The organism is Pseudoalteromonas rubra, assembly GCF_005887095.1.
Classification (GTDB): Bacteria; Pseudomonadota; Gammaproteobacteria; order Enterobacterales; family Alteromonadaceae; genus Pseudoalteromonas; species Pseudoalteromonas rubra_E.
The window spans coordinates 109,000-125,181 of record NZ_PNCI01000002.1 but is presented as its reverse complement, the minus strand read 5'-3'; the positions used below and the strand labels follow the sequence as shown (position 1 = coordinate 125,181).

The window sequence follows — 16,182 nt, the reverse complement described above, 5'->3', positions numbered from 1 at the left end:
TCCCCGACTAAATACAGATCCCAAATTACAGGCACAAAAAATCCGACTGTCGTCGGTTGATTGCTCACTTCTTTAAGAAGTGGCGGACGCGGGAGGATGCGAACCTCCGACCGCCTGGTTCGTAGCCAGGTACGCTATCCAGCTGACACACAAATTCCAAATTACAGGCACAAAAAAACCGACTTTCGTCGGTTGATTGCTCACTTCTTTAAGAAGTGGCGGACGCGGGAGGATTCGAACCTCCGACCGCCTGGTTCGTAGCCAGGTACTCTATCCAGCTGAGCTACGCGTCCGTTTCTTAAGTTTATACTCTTCAGCACTTCATGTTTAACCACTTGAAGAAAGTGGCGGACGCGGGAGGATTCGAACCTCCGACCGCCTGGTTCGTAGCCAGGTACTCTATCCAGCTGAGCTACGCGTCCGTCGTTCAATTCTATTTTACTACCTGAATTGCTGTAGTCTTTTTATTTAACCACTTAAGAGAAGTGGCGGACGCGGGAGGATTCGAACCTCCGACCGCCTGGTTCGTAGCCAGGTACTCTATCCAGCTGAGCTACGCGTCCGTTTTACTACAAAGACACCATTTAAATAAATGGCGGAGAAGGAGGGATTCGAACCCTCGATAGGGCTACAAACCCTATACTCCCTTAGCAGGGGAGCGCCTTCAGCCACTCGGCCACCTCTCCGTCTTTGTGGGGCGTATAATATAGAACCGTGAAAATATGTCAAATACTTTTCTTGTAAAAAAGCACTGTATGGTGATAGATTGTTCAGCTTGGTGTGTTTTACAGCGCTTTGCCGATTAATTTGTCATAAATTAGTCACTTTTAGGGTCTGACTGTATATTAAAGTGGTCCAAAAGGGATTGTTTGCGGGAGGTTTCTTCCGAAATAAAGGCATCTACATAGCCTAAACGCTGAAATTCACTGATACAGCTACGGCAGTAATTCATCCTTGCCTGGTCGTGCTGTGCTTTTGACTTTTGTTGCGACATGGTCAGAGGTCTTTTGCATCCTTTCATAATCACAGCAGTATAGGCAAAAGCGCTGGATATACCAGCTGTCCTCAACGAACCCAAGTTTGGCCTACAGGGTTACCTGCTAAACTAATCCCTGATTTTATGGTGCTTTTATAAATATCTTGAGACTTAGACGGGCTTTTAGCAGAGATCTCTTACACAGATAAAAGAAAAGCGCCTTAGGCGCTTTTCTCAATCGTTTGTTCTGAATGACTGGCTTAGTCAGCCTGAGGTCGCATATGCGGGAACAGGATAACGTCTTTGATAGTCTGAGAGTCAGTAAATAGCATCACCAGACGGTCAATACCAATCCCCTCACCTGCCGTTGGCGGTAAGCCATATTCCAGTGCACGGATGTAGTCATCGTCGAAGTGCATTGCTTCGTCATCACCGGCATCTTTTTCTTCAACCTGACGGGCAAAACGCGCAGCCTGATCTTCGGCATCGTTCAACTCCGAGAAACCATTTGCCAGCTCACGACCCCCTACGAAGAACTCAAAGCGGTCTGTGATAAACGGGTTTTCGTCATTACGACGCGCCAGCGGCGACACTTCCCACGGATATTCGGTGATGAAAGTCGGCTGGATCAGTTTTTGTTCCGCGGTTTCTTCAAAGATTTCACACAGGAACTTACCGGCACCCCACACGCATTTCTCAGGGATCTTCACGTGTACTTTCTTCGCGTACGCGACCAGCTCGTCAAAGTGGTTTTCTGGATCTTTAAAGATGTGAGCCGAAGCTTCAGCGTCCGGACCATACTTGATGATCGCATCCGCCATAGACAAACGCTCAAACGCTTTACCGAAATCATACTCGATGGTTTCAAGCACTTCGCCTTCTGCGTTCTTAACCGTGTTAACCACAGTAGTAGTACCCAGTACATCCTGTGCCACAGTGCGCAACATGTCTTCTGTCAGGTTCATCAGATCATTGTAATCTGCGTACGCCTGATAGAATTCAATCATAGTGAATTCCGGGTTGTGACGAGTCGACAGACCTTCGTTACGGAAGTTACGGTTGATCTCGAAAACGCGATCAAAGCCGCCCACAACCAGGCGTTTAAGATAAAGCTCTGGTGCGATACGCAGATACATGTCGATGTCCAGCGCATTATGGTGGGTCACGAACGGACGTGCTGTTGCACCACCCGGGATCACCTGTAGCATTGGCGTTTCAACTTCCATAAAGTCACGCTCAGCCAGGAAGCGACGAATGCCTTCAATCACTTTAGAGCGAATACGGAAGGTCTCACGGGTTTCCATGTTGGTGATCAGATCAACATAACGCTGACGGTACTTGGCTTCCTGATCCGTTAAGCCATGGAATTTCTCTGGCAGTGGGCGCAGTGACTTGGTCAGCAGCTCGTACTGCACCATATCCACATACAAGTCGCCTTTACCTGATTTGTGTAGCGGACCAGACACACCAATGATGTCGCCGATGTCCAGCTGACCATATTTGGCTTTCAGCTCTTTTTGTACGTATTTAGACGCATACGCCTGAATACGGCCTTTCATGTCTTGTAAAACAAGGAAAGGACCTCGTTTGGCAAGGATACGGCCAGCCACAGAGACCTGATGATCTAACTCAACCAGCTCTTCTTTCGACTTATCACCAAACTTAGCCTGTAGATCAGCCGTATAGTCTTCACGGCGGAAGGTGTTCGGATGGCCATTGGCGCTGCAATTTTCGCGAATTGCATCCAATTTAGCACGACGCTCAGCAATGAGTTTATTCTCGTCTTGGATTTGCTCTGTCATTTTTTAGCTCTTAGTTTAGCTTGTTGATTATAGGCCTGATTTCAGGCTGGCTTCGATAAATTTGTCTAGATCACCGTCCAGGACCGCCTGGGTATTACGGTTCTCAACACCGGTACGCAAGTCTTTAATACGCGAGTCGTCCAGTACGTAAGAACGGATCTGGCTACCCCAACCGATGTCAGATTTGGCATCTTCCTGGGCCTGCTTTTCGGCATTTTGCTTTTGCAGTTCCAGCTCGAACAGTTTTGCTTTCAACTGTTTCATAGCCTGATCTTTGTTTTTGTGCTGTGAACGGTCATTCTGACACTGCACCACGGTATTGGTTGGCAAGTGGGTAATACGTACCGCCGATTCTGTTCGGTTAACGTGCTGACCACCGGCACCCGATGCACGATATACGTCGATGCGTAAGTCTGCCGGATTGATGTCAATCTCGATGTTGTCGTCGATTTCCGGATACACAAATGCTGATGCAAATGATGTATGACGACGACCTCCTGAGTCGAACGGGCTCTTACGAACCAAACGGTGTACACCGGTTTCTGTGCGCAGCCAGCCGTAAGCATATTCACCGCTGACACGCAGTGTTGCCCCTTTGATCCCCGCTACATCACCATCTGTTGCTTCAACGATTTCGGTTTTAAAGCCTTTCGCTTCCGCCCAGCGCAGATACATACGCAACAACATGTTACACCAGTCCTGCGCTTCGGTACCGCCGGAGCCTGCCTGTAAATCAAGATAGGCATCGTTGCTATCCTGCGCACCAGAGAACATGCGGCGGAACTCCAACTTTTCAAGCTGGGCATTCAGGCCCTGTACTTCCTGCTCTGCTTCGGCAAAGGTTTCTTCGTCTTCAGCTTCAACAGCCAGCTCAACCAGGCCTTCGGCATCATCTGCACCGCTTACTAGGTTGTCTATGGTTTCGACTATGGTTTCCAGGCTCGACTTTTCTCGGCCCAGCGCTTGTGCCTTTTCAGGCTCATTCCAGACGGCTGGATCTTCCAGTTCCGCATTAACTTCTTCTAACCGCTCTTGTTTCAGAGCATAGTCAAAGATACCCCCGAAGAAGTTCAGTACGTTCGCGAATTTCCTTGATTTGATTAATCACAGGATTCACTTCAAACATTCACATTACTCCAATTTACGTGATGGTGACGCAGCCAATGGCACAGTTTGAGTGACCACTGGACTGAAAATAGTGTAACCGCTGTGCCCAAAGATTGTATAAGCGGTCTAAACGGCCAATACTAACAAATAATAGGCATAGATATCAGCCCCAGATAAGAACATTTTGTGCCTTTATCGCAATTGTTAGCAGGCACGGATCTCTCTGACGATTAATTGCAGCGTAAACTTACCACGGAACTCGTTGATATCCAGCTGATAAGCCAGCTCTGCCGTCTGTGCAGCCGTGTTGGGCCAGGCACGCACATCGACGTTGAACGCAATGGCATCCACCAGTTTACCGCTTGGGTGTTTAAGCACCAGCTTAAGGTGCTTATCCCCTACAATACGCTGCTGTACCAGCTCAAACACCCCACTAAACACCGGCTCAGGAAAATGCTGTCCCCAGGGGCCTGCCTGTTGCAGTAACATGGCAAAGTCCATATTGAAACACTCAGCCGGCAGTTCACCGTCGGTTAGTAATACCGACTGCTTATGCTCTTCGCTGAGGGTTTCGCTGACCAGGGTTTCAAAGGTGTGTTTAAAGTCGCTAAAGTCTGTCTCTTTGATGGTCAATCCGGCCGCCATTGCATGACCGCCAAATTTAACGATTAAGTCCGGATAGCGTGTATTTATTTGCTCAAGCAAATCACGCATATGCAAACCTTCTATCGAACGGCAAGACCCCTTGATTTCATCGTTATCGCCCTGGGCAAAAATAATCGCCGGACGGTGATACTTTTCTTTCAGTCTGCCCGCGAGGATCCCAATCACCCCCTGATGCCAGTCATCCTGATATAAACACACCGCATCAGGAATACTTTGCTGGGCAGCGACCAGACGCTCTAGCACCGCTTGCGCTTCTTGCTGCATACCCTGCTCAATCTCGCGTCGCTCCTGATTAAGGCTGTCCAACTGAGCGGCGATGCGGCGTGCCTGATGCTCTTCTTTAGACAATAAGCAAGCGATACCCAGGCTCATGTCATCCAGCCTGCCTGCGGCATTCAGCCTTGGCGCCAGCGCAAACCCAAAATCACTGGCGTTAAGCCGGGTTGCAGTGCGGTTTGCCACTTCAATCAGCGCCCGGATCCCGGGCCGGGTTTGGCCTTTGCGAATACGTGCCAGGCCCTGATGAACCAAAGTCCGGTTATTGGCATCCAGCGCGACCACATCGGCAACTGTGCCCAAAGCAACAATATCCAGCAAAGATGCAAGATTTGGCTGAGTCAGGCCCTGACGCTCAAAGAAACCAGCCTCACGAAGGTGGTGACGAAACGCCACCAGCAGATAAAACGCTACGCCTACTCCGGCAATGGATTTTGAAGGAAACTGGCAATCATGGCGGTTCGGGTTAACAATGGCATCGGCATTGGGTAGTTGCTCGCCCTGCAAGTGATGATCGGTGACCAGTACCGAAATACCGGCCTGCTTAACGATATCTATGCCCGCAAGACAGGAAATTCCATTATCGACCGTGATCACCAGTTGCGGTGCCAGTTGAACAATTTGCTCTGCTAAAGCGGGGCTTAACCCGTAACCCAGGCTGAAACGATCTGGCACCAGATAGTCGACCCGTTGTAACCCAAACAAACGTAACCCTTCCATTAACACCGCGGTACTGGTTGCCCCGTCGGCATCGAAATCCCCGACGATTAATACGCTTTGCTGCTGGTATAACGCGGTTTCAAGTAGAGCACACGCCTTATCCATATCACGGAACAACCGAAAGTCCAGCAAGGTAGCCGCACTGTTATCAAGTTCTAGGGCGTCTTTCACACCCCGCGCGGCATAAATCTGTTTAATAACCGGGTGAAGATGGGCGGGTAAATGACTGTCATCGACGCGTAATCTGGGTCGGATCTCTGTTTGCATAACACTCTCTGAACTACCTGATGATGTGAAGGACGATTCCACAAAGCAAAAAAGGCCCGCGGGCCTTTTTAGAAATGCTGAGAGTATACCTCAGATTTAGGATTTTTTACTGGCCTGATTTAACATTTTTGCCAGTGCGTCTGCCGGCTGATAGCCAGGGATCATGCTGCCATCTTCCAACACGATGGCCGGAGTACCGGAGATGCCAAAACTCTGGCCTAACTGATAATGTTCAGCAACCGGTGCCTGACAATTTTTAACGTCCGGTACCTCATTACCCGCCTTCGCTTCAGTCATAGCTGATGCCGCATCTGCAGCACACCAGACGTTCATCAGACTCTTGTAACCATTACCACTGAGGCCACCGCGTGGAAATGCCAGGTACTTAACTGTAATACCCGCAGCCAGGTAGTCTTCCAGCTCACGGTGCAGTTTACGACAGTAGCCACAGGTGATGTCGGTAAAAACGGTGATCTGGTGCTTTTCGTTTTCAGCCTTGTACACGATCATCGAATCCTGATATTGCTCAACGCCACTCTTACGCACGTCGCTCAGCGCATCTTCTGTGATGTTGCGACGGTTTGCCACGTCAATCATAGTGCCCTGCACCAGATATTGACCATTCGGGCTGGCATAGAATACGCCTTTATCGGTGATTACGGTTTTAAGACCCGTGATTGGACTGTCCGATACACTCTTTACCGTTAAACCCAGCTCAGAAAACTGAGATGCAATAGGGCTCACTGCCATCGGAGAGACTTCTTGTGTTGTGTCGGCAAAAGTACCCACACTGAAAGCAAGCGACGCTGCTAAAAGTAACTTTTTCATGTTTTTCTCGTAAAATTGCTCTGGTTAATCACTAGGACCGGATTACTGCAAATAAATTCCATCACGCCCTAGGGTGATGTTGCTGATGAAGCGTTTTCAGTCGCTCACTGGCAACATGCGTATAAATCTGGGTTGTCGACAAATCGCTATGGCCTAACATCATTTGTACGACACGAAGATCCGCCCCATGATTTAGCAAATGTGTTGCAAACGCATGACGCAGCGTGTGTGGCGATAACGGTGACTTAACGTCTGCCAACATAGCATAGTGTTTGATGCGATGCCAAAAAGTTTGCCGAGTCATGCCAATCCCCCGTTTGGATGGGAAAACAAAGTCATTGGCGTGTTTGACCATCTGAGCACGACCAACCTTTAAAAATTGTTCGACCCAGTGCAATGCTTCTTCGCCCATCGGGACCAGCCTTTCTTTTCCGCCCTTACCTCGAACCAATAATACTGCTTGTCTCAGGTTTATTTGTTCCATCCGCAGACCAACCAACTCAGTGACTCGCAATCCCGTTGCGTACAACAGTTCCAGCATAGCTTTATCTCTGAGACCCATAGGGTCTTCAACATCAGGGGCATTGAGCAAGGCCTCTACTTCCTCCTCACTGAGTGTTTTTGGCAGAGACTGTGACAACTTGGGCTGAGCAATGTGAGTCAAAGGGCTCACAGCGATGGCTTGTTTGGTCACCCAGTAGGCATAGAAACGCTTGAGTGCACTCATTGCCCGTGCCGTGCTGCGTGGTTTAAGCCCTTCGTCTACTCGGTAGGCCAGATAGGCCTCTACATCCACGCTGCTGATGGTTAACAAAGGTTTGTTATCATGATGCGCACTAACGTAACGTACAAACTTATCCAGGTCTGCACGGTAGGCAGCCAGGGTGTTGTCGCTGAGTCCCTGCTCCAGAAAGAGCATATCTAGGAAAGATTCTATCAGTTCACTATTGCTGTGCATGCTTGGGTCAGATATTTCTAAATCGGTCACGGGCCGCCTGTATCAATTCATTACACCATAAGGTAGACTTCGCGCCATATAATAACAGCCAATTGAGCGAAGACTACTATGCAGATCGGGTTATTTTACGGTTCAACTACCTGCTACACAGAAATGGCAGCAGAAAAAATGCAGGAGATCATAGGTAAAGACATTCTGTCGCTCCACAATATCAAAGATGAGCCGCTAAAAAACGCAGAGCAATTCGACTTTGTGATTTTTGGTATCTCAACCTGGGATTTCGGCGAGTTGCAGGAAGACTGGGAATCACACTGGGATGATATCGACGAGGTTGATCTCGCAGGCAAAACCATTGCACTGTTTGGTATGGGTGACCAGCAAGGCTATGGGCAGTGGTTTCAGGATGCCCTGGGTATGTTGCACGATAAAATTGCCCCCCAAGGCGTGCACTTTTTGGGCTACTGGCCCAATACAGCCGATTATGAATTTGAAGCCTCTAAAGCACTCACGGAAGATAAAAGCCAGTTTGTAGGCCTTGCCCTGGACGAAGACAGCCAGTACGAAAAAAGCGACGAACGTATCGCCGCGTGGATTGAGCAAATCATGACAGAATATAGCGAGTCGCTATAACGCATATCTCCTGATCTGCCAAACCCCTGGTTTGGCAGTTCGAAAACAATTCATTGGCACTGATTAACATTCGTTCTATACAGCCCGCCTTTTATAGTGCAGTGTGAATTTTGCAGAGGCTGTCATATGGATCAGCAGCCAGAACCTGGCGGTGGCTCTGTATATTACCTGGTAATAGTCGGGACAACGGGGCTAAAAAACGCCCCGAAGCCTTAGGGCTGGCTTCAATTCTGTGGTTTATTACCACAGTGTTTTCTGAATGCCCCCGGTGAACACCCATACCAGCGCTTAAAGGCTTTGTTAAAAGCAGCCTGTTCGTTAAACCCTAACTCCCTTGCCAAGTCAGCCAGTGGCATAGTCCCCAGCAAGTCTTGAGTACGTCTGAGCCGCTCTTCAGTCAATAATTGCGAATAGCTGGTATCACCTTGTTTGAGCTGCCTTTGTACCTGACGGACCGATTTATTCAGGGCTGCTGAAATCACACTCAACTGACACTGACCCAGATCGACACTGGCAGCCAGCATAATACGGATCTGCATCGCAAGCGACTGGTGCTGTTGCAATTGTATCAGCGCCTTATCAGACAGCCGCAGCAGCTCCTCGCGCATCATTTGATTAGCGCGCCTGAAAGGCAGCAACAGATAAGCATGCGGAAATGCTATCTGGTTACGAGGCTGATTGCCAAATACCTTACAGCCAAACCAGCCAGCCAGTACCGACAGTTCTGCTTCACTTAATGTGCAGGTTAAATTGATATACTCGGGTGAAACAGGCTTAGGGACTAAAGTACGCACCATGGCAACCCAACCAGTCAGATTGCGTAAAATTACGTGACGAGAAGTTTGCGAATTTGGCAGCCAGTCAATCACTGCCAGTGCGCCCTCGCGATGAAAAATAGCCTGCGCTATACTGGCCACCAGCTGATCATAGCGCAGCAGCACTGACAATGCCTGGTTTAAGTTTTCACAGCTTTCAACTAAGTAACCCAATACCCCATAATCAGCCGACTGTATATGCTGGCCAAGGTGAAAGCCAAACAAGGGATCGTCGGTTCGCTCAGCCCCTAATTGCATAACCTGTTCGTAGTCAGTCAAGTGGATTCGGTCCCCCAGCTCAGACTCCGCAGTCTTAGGCTGAACAATGGCACTGTCCAGGGTAACGCCCTGCTGCTCCAGATAAAGCAATACACTGTTAAAGTAATTTTTGTCTAAGGTATTTTCCATGTCGTAATTGGACAAATTTACGTCGCCTATTCGCAAGATTGCCAGATAAACCTCACTTACACTAGACAAAACGATGTGTAAGGAACAACCTATGGTCAACATTCTTTGTCAAAAAGTGATCCCTGCTGAGCCCCATACCGTGCTCGAAACCCTGCTGGACCACCAACAGTTGGGTCGCTTTTTTAACGCGCGATTCAAAGTCGTTCAGAGTGCTGTCCACCCGGCTATCCGTGGCGGTAGTGGCTGTATCAGGGAAGTCAGCATGCTCGGGATCCGATTTTATGAGCAGATCCTGCACGCCGACGAACATGCGATTCGCTATCAGATCGTTGGCGACTTCCCGGTTAAGCAACATCATGGCGAGATCCGTCTGCGTCGCAGTACTGGCAAGCAGTCCACCCGGGTTGATTACCATGTACGCTTTGCGGCGCCCAGGTATTTACCAGGCTTTGTGCTGCGCCGTGTTGTCACACGAGACATCAACCTTGCATTGACCCGACTGGAGGCCCTGTATGCCCCCCGTTGAACTCATTTTACTGCTACTTAGCCCGGTGTTTCTTGTCGCCATTGCAGCAGAGTACCGTGTGGCCCGGCGGCATTATAACCTCAGGGATAGCCTGCACAATGTGGCGCTTGCCTTATTGCATCAGGGCAGCGATATGCTGGCCCTAATCGTATTGATGCCACTGTTCTACTGGCTCTATAACTTTGCCCTGTTTGACGTGCCGCTGACACCACTAAGCCTGTTTGGCGCCTTCTTACTGCAGGATTTTTTATACTACTGGTTTCATCGTGCATCCCATAAAGTACACTGGCTGTGGCTGGCGCATGTGGTCCATCACAGTTCAAAACAGATGAACTTCTCGACCGCCTTTCGTCAAAGTTTATTGTACCCGGTTGTTGGAATGTGGCTTTTCTGGACACCGATGATCCTGTTGGGCTTTGCACCCGAGTTAGTGCTGGCTGTCGTTGCCATTAACCTCGCCTTTCAGTTTTTTATTCATACCCAGCTTGTCGGTCAGCTTGGCTGGCTCGAATGGGTATTTAATACCCCAACGCATCATCGTATTCACCATGCCAGTAACCTGTGTTATCTGGACAAAAATTTTGCTGGCGTATTGATCATCTGGGACAAGTTGTTTGGCACTTATATCGATATACAGCCCACAGAAAAGATCCGCTATGGGATCGTCGGCAGTGCACCAAAAGAGACTCTCCTGTCTATCAATTTTCATGAATGTCGGGTGTTGCTCGGCAAACTGAACAAAGCCAGGGGAATTAAAAATAAACTCAGGCAACTATTTTCAGCACCACGGCATAGTGATTAAGTGTTATCAGTCAGCCACTTAATGACAGAACCATAAAAAGTTACACTTTATAGTTTACTTTTTTACTAAAATAAAAGTAAACTGCACAGTGTAGTTTACTTTTAGGTAGCACAATGAAGAAGTGGTTTGTTATTTTTGCCGTTATTTTAGGCAGCATTACAGGGGGCTGTTCCATGATCTCTAATCTCAATGCACATGTACCGTCTCAGAATTATCAGTCTGAGCACTTTCAGGCAGGCCGGTTTAAAAACCTGCACCCAACCATGCCAACCAGCCTGAGCAAAACCCTGGCGATCACCTGGCGCTTTTTTACTGAAACCAAAATCGCTGCTGAGCCCGAGCACACCTTACCGGTAGAAACGATTACCCGTGCTAAGCTGGATGCCTTGCCAGACTCAGGGGTTCATATCATTAAGCTGGGCCATTCCTCCGTGCTGCTGAAAGTGAATGGCGCTTATTGGTTGCTGGATCCGGTTTTCTCTGAACGCGCTTCGCCTTTTTCGTTTATTGGACCAAGCCGCTTTCATCAGCCACCTATTTCGCTTGATGCTTTGCCACCCATTGAGAAGGTGCTGATCTCGCATAACCATTATGATCATCTCGACAAAGATGCCGTGAAACAACTCAACGCAAAAACACGTCAGTTCCTGGTACCACTGGGTGTGGAGGGTGATTTGGTTCGCTGGGGCATAGCAGCAGAAAAAATTCGCTCATTTGACTGGTGGCAGGAGCAACATGAGCAGGACGTCATGCTGGCCTTTACGCCGACCCAGCACTTTTCCGGACGTGGCCTGAGTGATGCGAATCGCACTTTATGGGGTTCCTGGGTTATAAAAACGGCCCATGAGAGCCTGTATTTCAGCGGAGATTCGGGCTATTTTACGGGTTTTAAAGCTATTGGTGAACGCTATGGTCCCTTTGACTATACCCTGATAGAAACAGGCGCCTATGATAACGACTGGGCAGATATTCATATGACCCCAGAACAAAGTGTGCAGGCGCATCTGGATCTGCGTGGCAAAATTATGGTCCCCATTCATAACGGGACTTTTGATCTGGCCTTTCACAGCTGGTACGACCCTCTGGAGCGAGTGCTCAAAGCCGCTCAGCAACAAGGCGTGGTGATCAACACGCCAACCCCTGGCGAAGTGCTCACCATTAACCAGGCCTACATAAATCGACTCTGGTGGCAGTCTTTGATGGCACAAGCCAGCCGCTAAAACAGCCGTAAGAGAGCCTTGTCGACAGCCTCTATATCGTCCGGGTCATGCCCAGTTGTGGCAAGGTTTTCACCTTTTCGCCTCTACTGTGGCTATGAAACCTGTCGCGCTGGCTGACACTGCTTAGTAGAAGCACTGTCCAGCCTGCGCAAGTGGCTAAACAGTGTAAAATGTAGCCAACATGTGAACTATGCCAAGTGCGCAAACATTATCAATCGCCCCTGGGTTACGCTAAATTCCGTCGCCAGCAACAGCAATATGTATCAACTGAGTGCTAGACTGATTTACCAATAACCCAAGCGAGAAAAGCAACATGACCACACGTGCCACCACACTCAATCACTATCAGCAACGGCTGCTGCATGTGATTGATTATATGTATGACCATGTTGAGCAGGACCTGGACGTAAACACACTGGCCGACGTGGCCTGTATGTCCTGCTATCACTTCCATCGTATTTTTCGGGAATTTATGGGTGAACCGGTAAACGCCACGGTCAGGCGTATGCGCATGTTGAAGGCGGCATCCTACTTAGTTCGCAGCACACTGACGCAGCAGCAGATAGCCAGACGGGTAAACTATGGCAGCGTTGAGGCCTTTAATCGCGCATTCAGCCGCCACTATGGCATGACGCCCAATCAATTTCGTCAGCAACAGCAAGGCGATACCCTGCAAAGCGCTGCGTTTTATCCGGCTCAATCACAGGAGTACAACATTATGTATCAGGTAGAACAAACGCAACAAAATGCATTAACCCTAATTGGCCTGGCACACCAGGGGGACTATATGCAGATAGGCAAGACCTTCGAAAAGCTCGGTATGATGGCAGGCAGCACAGGCCTTATCAACGAGCAAACTCGTTACTTTGGTATTTATTACGACGATCCGCAAACGGTAGATCAGGACAACCTCAGGGCCATGGCATGTATCACTTTAGCCTCTGGCACTGAGTTCGATAAAGAGACCTTTGAAGCCGTGACCATTCCGGCAGGTAAGCTGATCTCGCTGACCTTTAAGGGTGATTACAGCGAACTGGAGCAACCCTATAACTGGTTATTTGGCCAATGGTTGCCGCAAAGTGGCCTGGAACTGATGGATTTCCCGCCGTTTGAGGAATACCTGAATGACACCCGGGACACCGCACCCCAAGACTTACTCACCAGGATTAACTGTCTGGTGCAGGACTAGATAAGTTTTGCACCACTGCACTTAACAGTGTTTCAACCAGTTCATTCGCCTGTTGCTGCGATGGTGCCTCTGCATAGCATCGCAGCTCGGGCGCGTTGCCCGATTGCCTCAGATGAACAATGCAATCTGCATCCAGTGCAAAACGAACCCCATCCAGCGTGCTCAGAACTTTGGCTGTACCACGACACGCCAGCATAGTAGCAAGCCGCTGTGGCTGCTCCTGAAGCAAAGCGAGCAGGCGATCTGAGGCGGTTTTTTCGATACCCTGCAGGCGATGACTGGCAGTAAAGCGACTTCCATACTGAGACATTAGCTGAGCCAGGTTGGCGCCACATTGCTTGCTCAAATAGAGGATAGCCAGCAGAGGGAGTAAGGCATCTCGGGTCGGCAAGCGCACCAGGGTCTTACCCTCTATGGTGATATCTGACCCCAGTAAAAAACCGCCATTGGCTTCAAAGCCTGCAACCGCCTCGTAATGTTCCGCCAGGACAGCCAACTGCTCGATAACATAAGGAGAGCCAATTCGCGTGCGCTGAATCTGCTCAAATTCGCCACTTAGCTCCAGTGAAGAATTGCAATTCAGCGGCACACTGAGTGCCTCAATACCCAACGCTTTGGCACTTAACAGCCCGAGCATATCACCTCTGTGCCACTGCCCGGTGTGATCTGCTATCATTGGCCTGTCGCCGTCTCCATCGGTGCTGAATAACAAATCCAGCTGATGTTCTTTGGTCCAGTGTTCGGCTTTTGCTATATCTTGTTCGCTGAGGGCTTCTGTATCAACCGGAACAAACTCCTCACTGTGACCCAGGCAGATAACCTGCGCCCCCAGAGTTCGTAATACAGACGCGTATAGCTCACGCCCGGCACTGGTGTGTTCATACAGGCCAATCCTCAGCCCCGCACATAAATCGGCGGGAAAAACATCAATCGCCCGCGACAGATAAGGCGCACCTATCTGGCTGTCAGGGGCTGGAAGTGGTTGTATAGTCAAAGGACCAACGCCCGAGCGACAAGCCAGTATCGCGGCTTCATCGACCTTATCTATCTCGCCACGGGGATGGTAAAATTTTAATCCGTTACGGTCATGAGGTATATGACTGCCTGTGACCATCACCGCAGCCATCGCGTTGCGCTGTGCATACAAAGCCAGTGCCGGCGTCGGTAACACACCACCGAAGCACACTTTAATGCCAAGGGCACGTAAAGCACTGATGCAATACTGGGCAATCTGTGGGCTGGAGGGACGATTATCCATGCCCAAAACCACCGTATCGAAAGGGTAGCGTGCCCCCATTTGCTCAACCATCGCCACCATAAATGCGTGGCACACCTGAGCAGTAAACTGGGTATTTAGCCCTCTGGCACCACTGGTGCCAAACTGAATACCACTTTGTGCAATGAGGTGTGCGCAATCAGCTGACATCCTGATTTCCCCGGGTGTAATCATCTTCAAACCGGACAATATCATCCTCTTCCAGATAGCTGCCTGACTGCACCTCAATCAGCTGCAAATCCACTTTGCCAGGGTTGCTAAGCCGATGTACAACCGTTGCAGGGATAAACACGGATTGGTCCTCGCTCAGTAAACGACGTTCTTCGCCAATTTCTATCGCTGCCGTACCAGACACCACCACCCAGTGCTCTGCGCGATGATAATGTAATTGCCGTGACAAGCTATGCCCCGGTCGTACAGTGATCCGCTTGACTAAAAACCGCTCGTCCCGGTCTACAATGTCATACTTACCCCAGGGGCGGTAAACTTCTCTGTGCTCAGTCACCTGTGCTGCATTACGGCTTTTCAGCTCATCGACCAGTGATTTGATAGCCTGGCTCTGACTTCGATGAGCCACCAGGAGCGTATCTTTGGTATCAACCACCACCAAGTCTTGCACGCCTAGCGTTGCCACCAGCCGATCCTGGGTAATCACTAAATTATCCTGTGAATCCAACGCCGTAACATCGCCAAGGTGAACATTACGGTCAGTATCTTTGGGCAAGATTTGCCAGAGTGCCTCAAAGCTGCCAATGTCGTTCCAGCTTGCATTCATAGGCACCACAGCTGCACGCTCAGTGTGCTCCATTACGGCATAGTCTATCGATTCGGCTGGAGATGCTAAAAAAGCATCGCGGTTTATTCGGGTAAAATCCAGATCAGAATGCAACTGCGCCATCGCCTGTTCACAAGCTTGCAGAATATCGGGCCGGTACAGCGCCAACTCAGCCAGATAATCGCTGGCTTTAAACAAAAACATTCCACTGTTCCAAAGGTAATTTCCGTTATCAAGGTAGCGCTGCGCGGTTGGAGTATCAGGTTTTTCGACAAAAGCAGCAACTCCAGCACCAATCACCTGACCGTTGTCATTTTTAAGCGGTGAACCACATTGAATATATCCATAGCCGGAGTGTGGGCTGTCGGGTGTAATACCGAACGTCACCAGTTTGCCACTGTGTGCCAATGCCAGACCTTGATTAATGCTTCGCCTGAAAGCCGTAACATCCCCAATATAGTGATCTGATGCCAAAACTAACAAGACAGGATCATCTCCCTGGCTTCGAGCTTTGAGCGCAGCCAGTGCTATGGCTGGGGCTGTATTACGACCTTTAGGCTCCAGTATGATCCCGCCCGGCTGATAGCCAATCGCACGCACTTGCTCTGCACAAATAAACCGGTGTTCCTCGTTACAGATCAACAGTGCCGGTTGGTGGCTGTCCGGTTCCAGTCGCAGTAATGTGTCTTGCAACAGTGAGTGTGAAGAACCGAGCTGCAAAAACTGTTTTGGATAACGTTCGCGGGACAAGGGCCAAAGCCGGGTTCCGGATCCACCACATAAAATAACCGGTAATATCATTTTTACTCTACCCAGACACCCTAAGTGCGTGCCACTGTTAAACTCTATCAATCCATCATTTTACCTGCTGATCCTGCACTAGGGCAATGCTCTGCGCTTCACCCAGTATTCACCCTAATGGGCTACACTCTCTTATCGCG

Annotated in this window: 13 protein-coding genes and 4 tRNA genes; 5 read left to right on the top strand and 12 right to left on the bottom strand. The window is 49.5% G+C overall.

The features are described from left to right. Nucleotides 1-216: 216 nt before the first annotated feature. The 9 genes from CWB99_RS01570 to xerD all read right to left on the bottom strand — a co-directional run bounded on the left by CWB99_RS01570 (nt 217) and on the right by xerD (nt 7,600). Nucleotides 217-293: transfer RNA gene (locus CWB99_RS01570), tRNA-Arg, on the bottom strand. 52 nt (nt 294-345) lie between these two features. After that, nucleotides 346-422: transfer RNA gene (locus CWB99_RS01565), tRNA-Arg, on the bottom strand. Between the two features lie 64 nt (nt 423-486). Then, nucleotides 487-563 (bottom strand) — tRNA-Arg (locus tag CWB99_RS01560). 30 nt (nt 564-593) lie between these two features. After that, a tRNA-Ser gene (locus tag CWB99_RS01555) sits at nt 594-686 on the bottom strand. A gap of 550 nt (nt 687-1,236) precedes the next feature. Further along, entirely contained in the window at nt 1,237-2,778 is a 1,542-nt protein-coding gene (gene lysS / locus CWB99_RS01550) for a lysine--tRNA ligase (protein WP_138553323.1), read from the bottom strand. A 27-nt stretch (nt 2,779-2,805) separates the two neighbouring features. Beyond that, a protein-coding gene (prfB, locus tag CWB99_RS01545; RefSeq protein WP_125562743.1) for a peptide chain release factor 2 occupies nt 2,806-3,904 on the bottom strand; the annotation gives its coding sequence in 2 pieces (ribosomal slippage) (nt 2,806-3,828 and nt 3,830-3,904; 1,098 coding nt in all). A gap of 185 nt (nt 3,905-4,089) precedes the next feature. Further along, the gene (recJ, locus tag CWB99_RS01540) at nt 4,090-5,814 is read right to left on the bottom strand and encodes a single-stranded-DNA-specific exonuclease RecJ (RefSeq protein ID WP_138553322.1); all 1,725 of its coding nucleotides are present in this window, start codon (nt 5,812-5,814) and stop codon (nt 4,090-4,092) included. 96 nt (nt 5,815-5,910) lie between these two features. Then, the gene (gene dsbC, locus CWB99_RS01535) at nt 5,911-6,642 is read right to left on the bottom strand and encodes a bifunctional protein-disulfide isomerase/oxidoreductase DsbC (protein WP_138553321.1); all 732 of its coding nucleotides are present in this window, start codon (nt 6,640-6,642) and stop codon (nt 5,911-5,913) included. Between the two features lie 61 nt (nt 6,643-6,703). Further along, entirely contained in the window at nt 6,704-7,600 is an 897-nt protein-coding gene (gene xerD / locus CWB99_RS01530; RefSeq protein ID WP_138553328.1) for a site-specific tyrosine recombinase XerD, read from the bottom strand. Between the two features lie 108 nt (nt 7,601-7,708). On the opposite strand from xerD, the gene fldB reads away from it, so the two are divergent. Next, complete coding sequence (fldB, locus tag CWB99_RS01525) at nt 7,709-8,230, top strand: flavodoxin FldB (protein WP_138553320.1); 522 nt, start codon at nt 7,709-7,711, stop codon at nt 8,228-8,230. Between the two features lie 224 nt (nt 8,231-8,454). On the opposite strand, the gene CWB99_RS01520 is transcribed toward fldB, so the two are convergent. Continuing rightward, a complete protein-coding gene (locus CWB99_RS01520) occupies nt 8,455-9,468 on the bottom strand; it encodes an AraC family transcriptional regulator (RefSeq protein WP_171045234.1) in 1,014 nt (337 codons plus the stop codon). A gap of 76 nt (nt 9,469-9,544) precedes the next feature. Between CWB99_RS01520 and CWB99_RS01515 the strand changes: the two genes are divergently transcribed. From CWB99_RS01515 to CWB99_RS01500, 4 genes are all read left to right on the top strand, one after another. Then, the gene (locus CWB99_RS01515; protein WP_171045233.1) at nt 9,545-9,979 is read left to right on the top strand and encodes an SRPBCC family protein; all 435 of its coding nucleotides are present in this window, start codon (nt 9,545-9,547) and stop codon (nt 9,977-9,979) included. Beyond that, nucleotides 9,966-10,781 carry a sterol desaturase family protein gene (locus CWB99_RS01510; protein ID WP_138553317.1) on the top strand — a complete coding sequence of 272 codons (816 nt, stop codon included), beginning with the start codon at nt 9,966-9,968 and terminating at the stop codon, nt 10,779-10,781. The genes CWB99_RS01515 and CWB99_RS01510 overlap by 14 nt, the downstream gene beginning before the upstream one ends. 113 nt (nt 10,782-10,894) lie before the next feature. Next, on the top strand, nt 10,895-12,001 hold the full coding sequence (locus tag CWB99_RS01505) for an MBL fold metallo-hydrolase (RefSeq protein ID WP_432760817.1): 1,107 nt from the start codon (nt 10,895-10,897) through the stop codon (nt 11,999-12,001). A gap of 313 nt (nt 12,002-12,314) precedes the next feature. Continuing rightward, nucleotides 12,315-13,190 carry an AraC family transcriptional regulator gene (locus CWB99_RS01500; protein ID WP_138553316.1) on the top strand — a complete coding sequence of 292 codons (876 nt, stop codon included), beginning with the start codon at nt 12,315-12,317 and terminating at the stop codon, nt 13,188-13,190. Here CWB99_RS01500 and CWB99_RS01495 read toward each other — a convergent pair. Both CWB99_RS01495 and CWB99_RS01490 read right to left on the bottom strand, forming a co-directional pair. Then, nucleotides 13,168-14,616, bottom strand: coding sequence for a phosphomannomutase (locus tag CWB99_RS01495; protein WP_138553315.1), 1,449 nt, complete (start codon nt 14,614-14,616; stop codon nt 13,168-13,170). The genes CWB99_RS01500 and CWB99_RS01495 overlap by 23 nt on opposite strands. Continuing rightward, a complete protein-coding gene (locus tag CWB99_RS01490; protein WP_138553314.1) occupies nt 14,606-16,042 on the bottom strand; it encodes a mannose-1-phosphate guanylyltransferase/mannose-6-phosphate isomerase in 1,437 nt (478 codons plus the stop codon). Before CWB99_RS01490 ends, CWB99_RS01495 begins: the two co-directional genes overlap by 11 nt. Nucleotides 16,043-16,182: the final 140 nt, after the last annotated feature.

Coding starts and splice junctions, on each gene's coding strand:
- CWB99_RS01505 (WP_432760817.1), top strand. CDS start 10,895: ATGAAGAAGTGGTTTGTTATTTTTGCCGTTATTTTAGGCAGCATTACA.
- xerD (WP_138553328.1), bottom strand. CDS start 7,600: ATGCACAGCAATAGTGAACTGATAGAATCTTTCCTAGATATGCTCTTT.
- CWB99_RS01510 (WP_138553317.1), top strand. CDS start 9,966: ATGCCCCCCGTTGAACTCATTTTACTGCTACTTAGCCCGGTGTTTCTT.
- lysS (WP_138553323.1), bottom strand. CDS start 2,778: ATGACAGAGCAAATCCAAGACGAGAATAAACTCATTGCTGAGCGTCGT.
- recJ (WP_138553322.1), bottom strand. CDS start 5,814: ATGCAAACAGAGATCCGACCCAGATTACGCGTCGATGACAGTCATTTA.
- CWB99_RS01495 (WP_138553315.1), bottom strand. CDS start 14,616: ATGTCAGCTGATTGCGCACACCTCATTGCACAAAGTGGTATTCAGTTT.
- dsbC (WP_138553321.1), bottom strand. CDS start 6,642: ATGAAAAAGTTACTTTTAGCAGCGTCGCTTGCTTTCAGTGTGGGTACT.
- CWB99_RS01490 (WP_138553314.1), bottom strand. CDS start 16,042: ATGATATTACCGGTTATTTTATGTGGTGGATCCGGAACCCGGCTTTGG.
- fldB (WP_138553320.1), top strand. CDS start 7,709: ATGCAGATCGGGTTATTTTACGGTTCAACTACCTGCTACACAGAAATG.
- CWB99_RS01500 (WP_138553316.1), top strand. CDS start 12,315: ATGACCACACGTGCCACCACACTCAATCACTATCAGCAACGGCTGCTG.
- CWB99_RS01515 (WP_171045233.1), top strand. CDS start 9,545: ATGGTCAACATTCTTTGTCAAAAAGTGATCCCTGCTGAGCCCCATACC.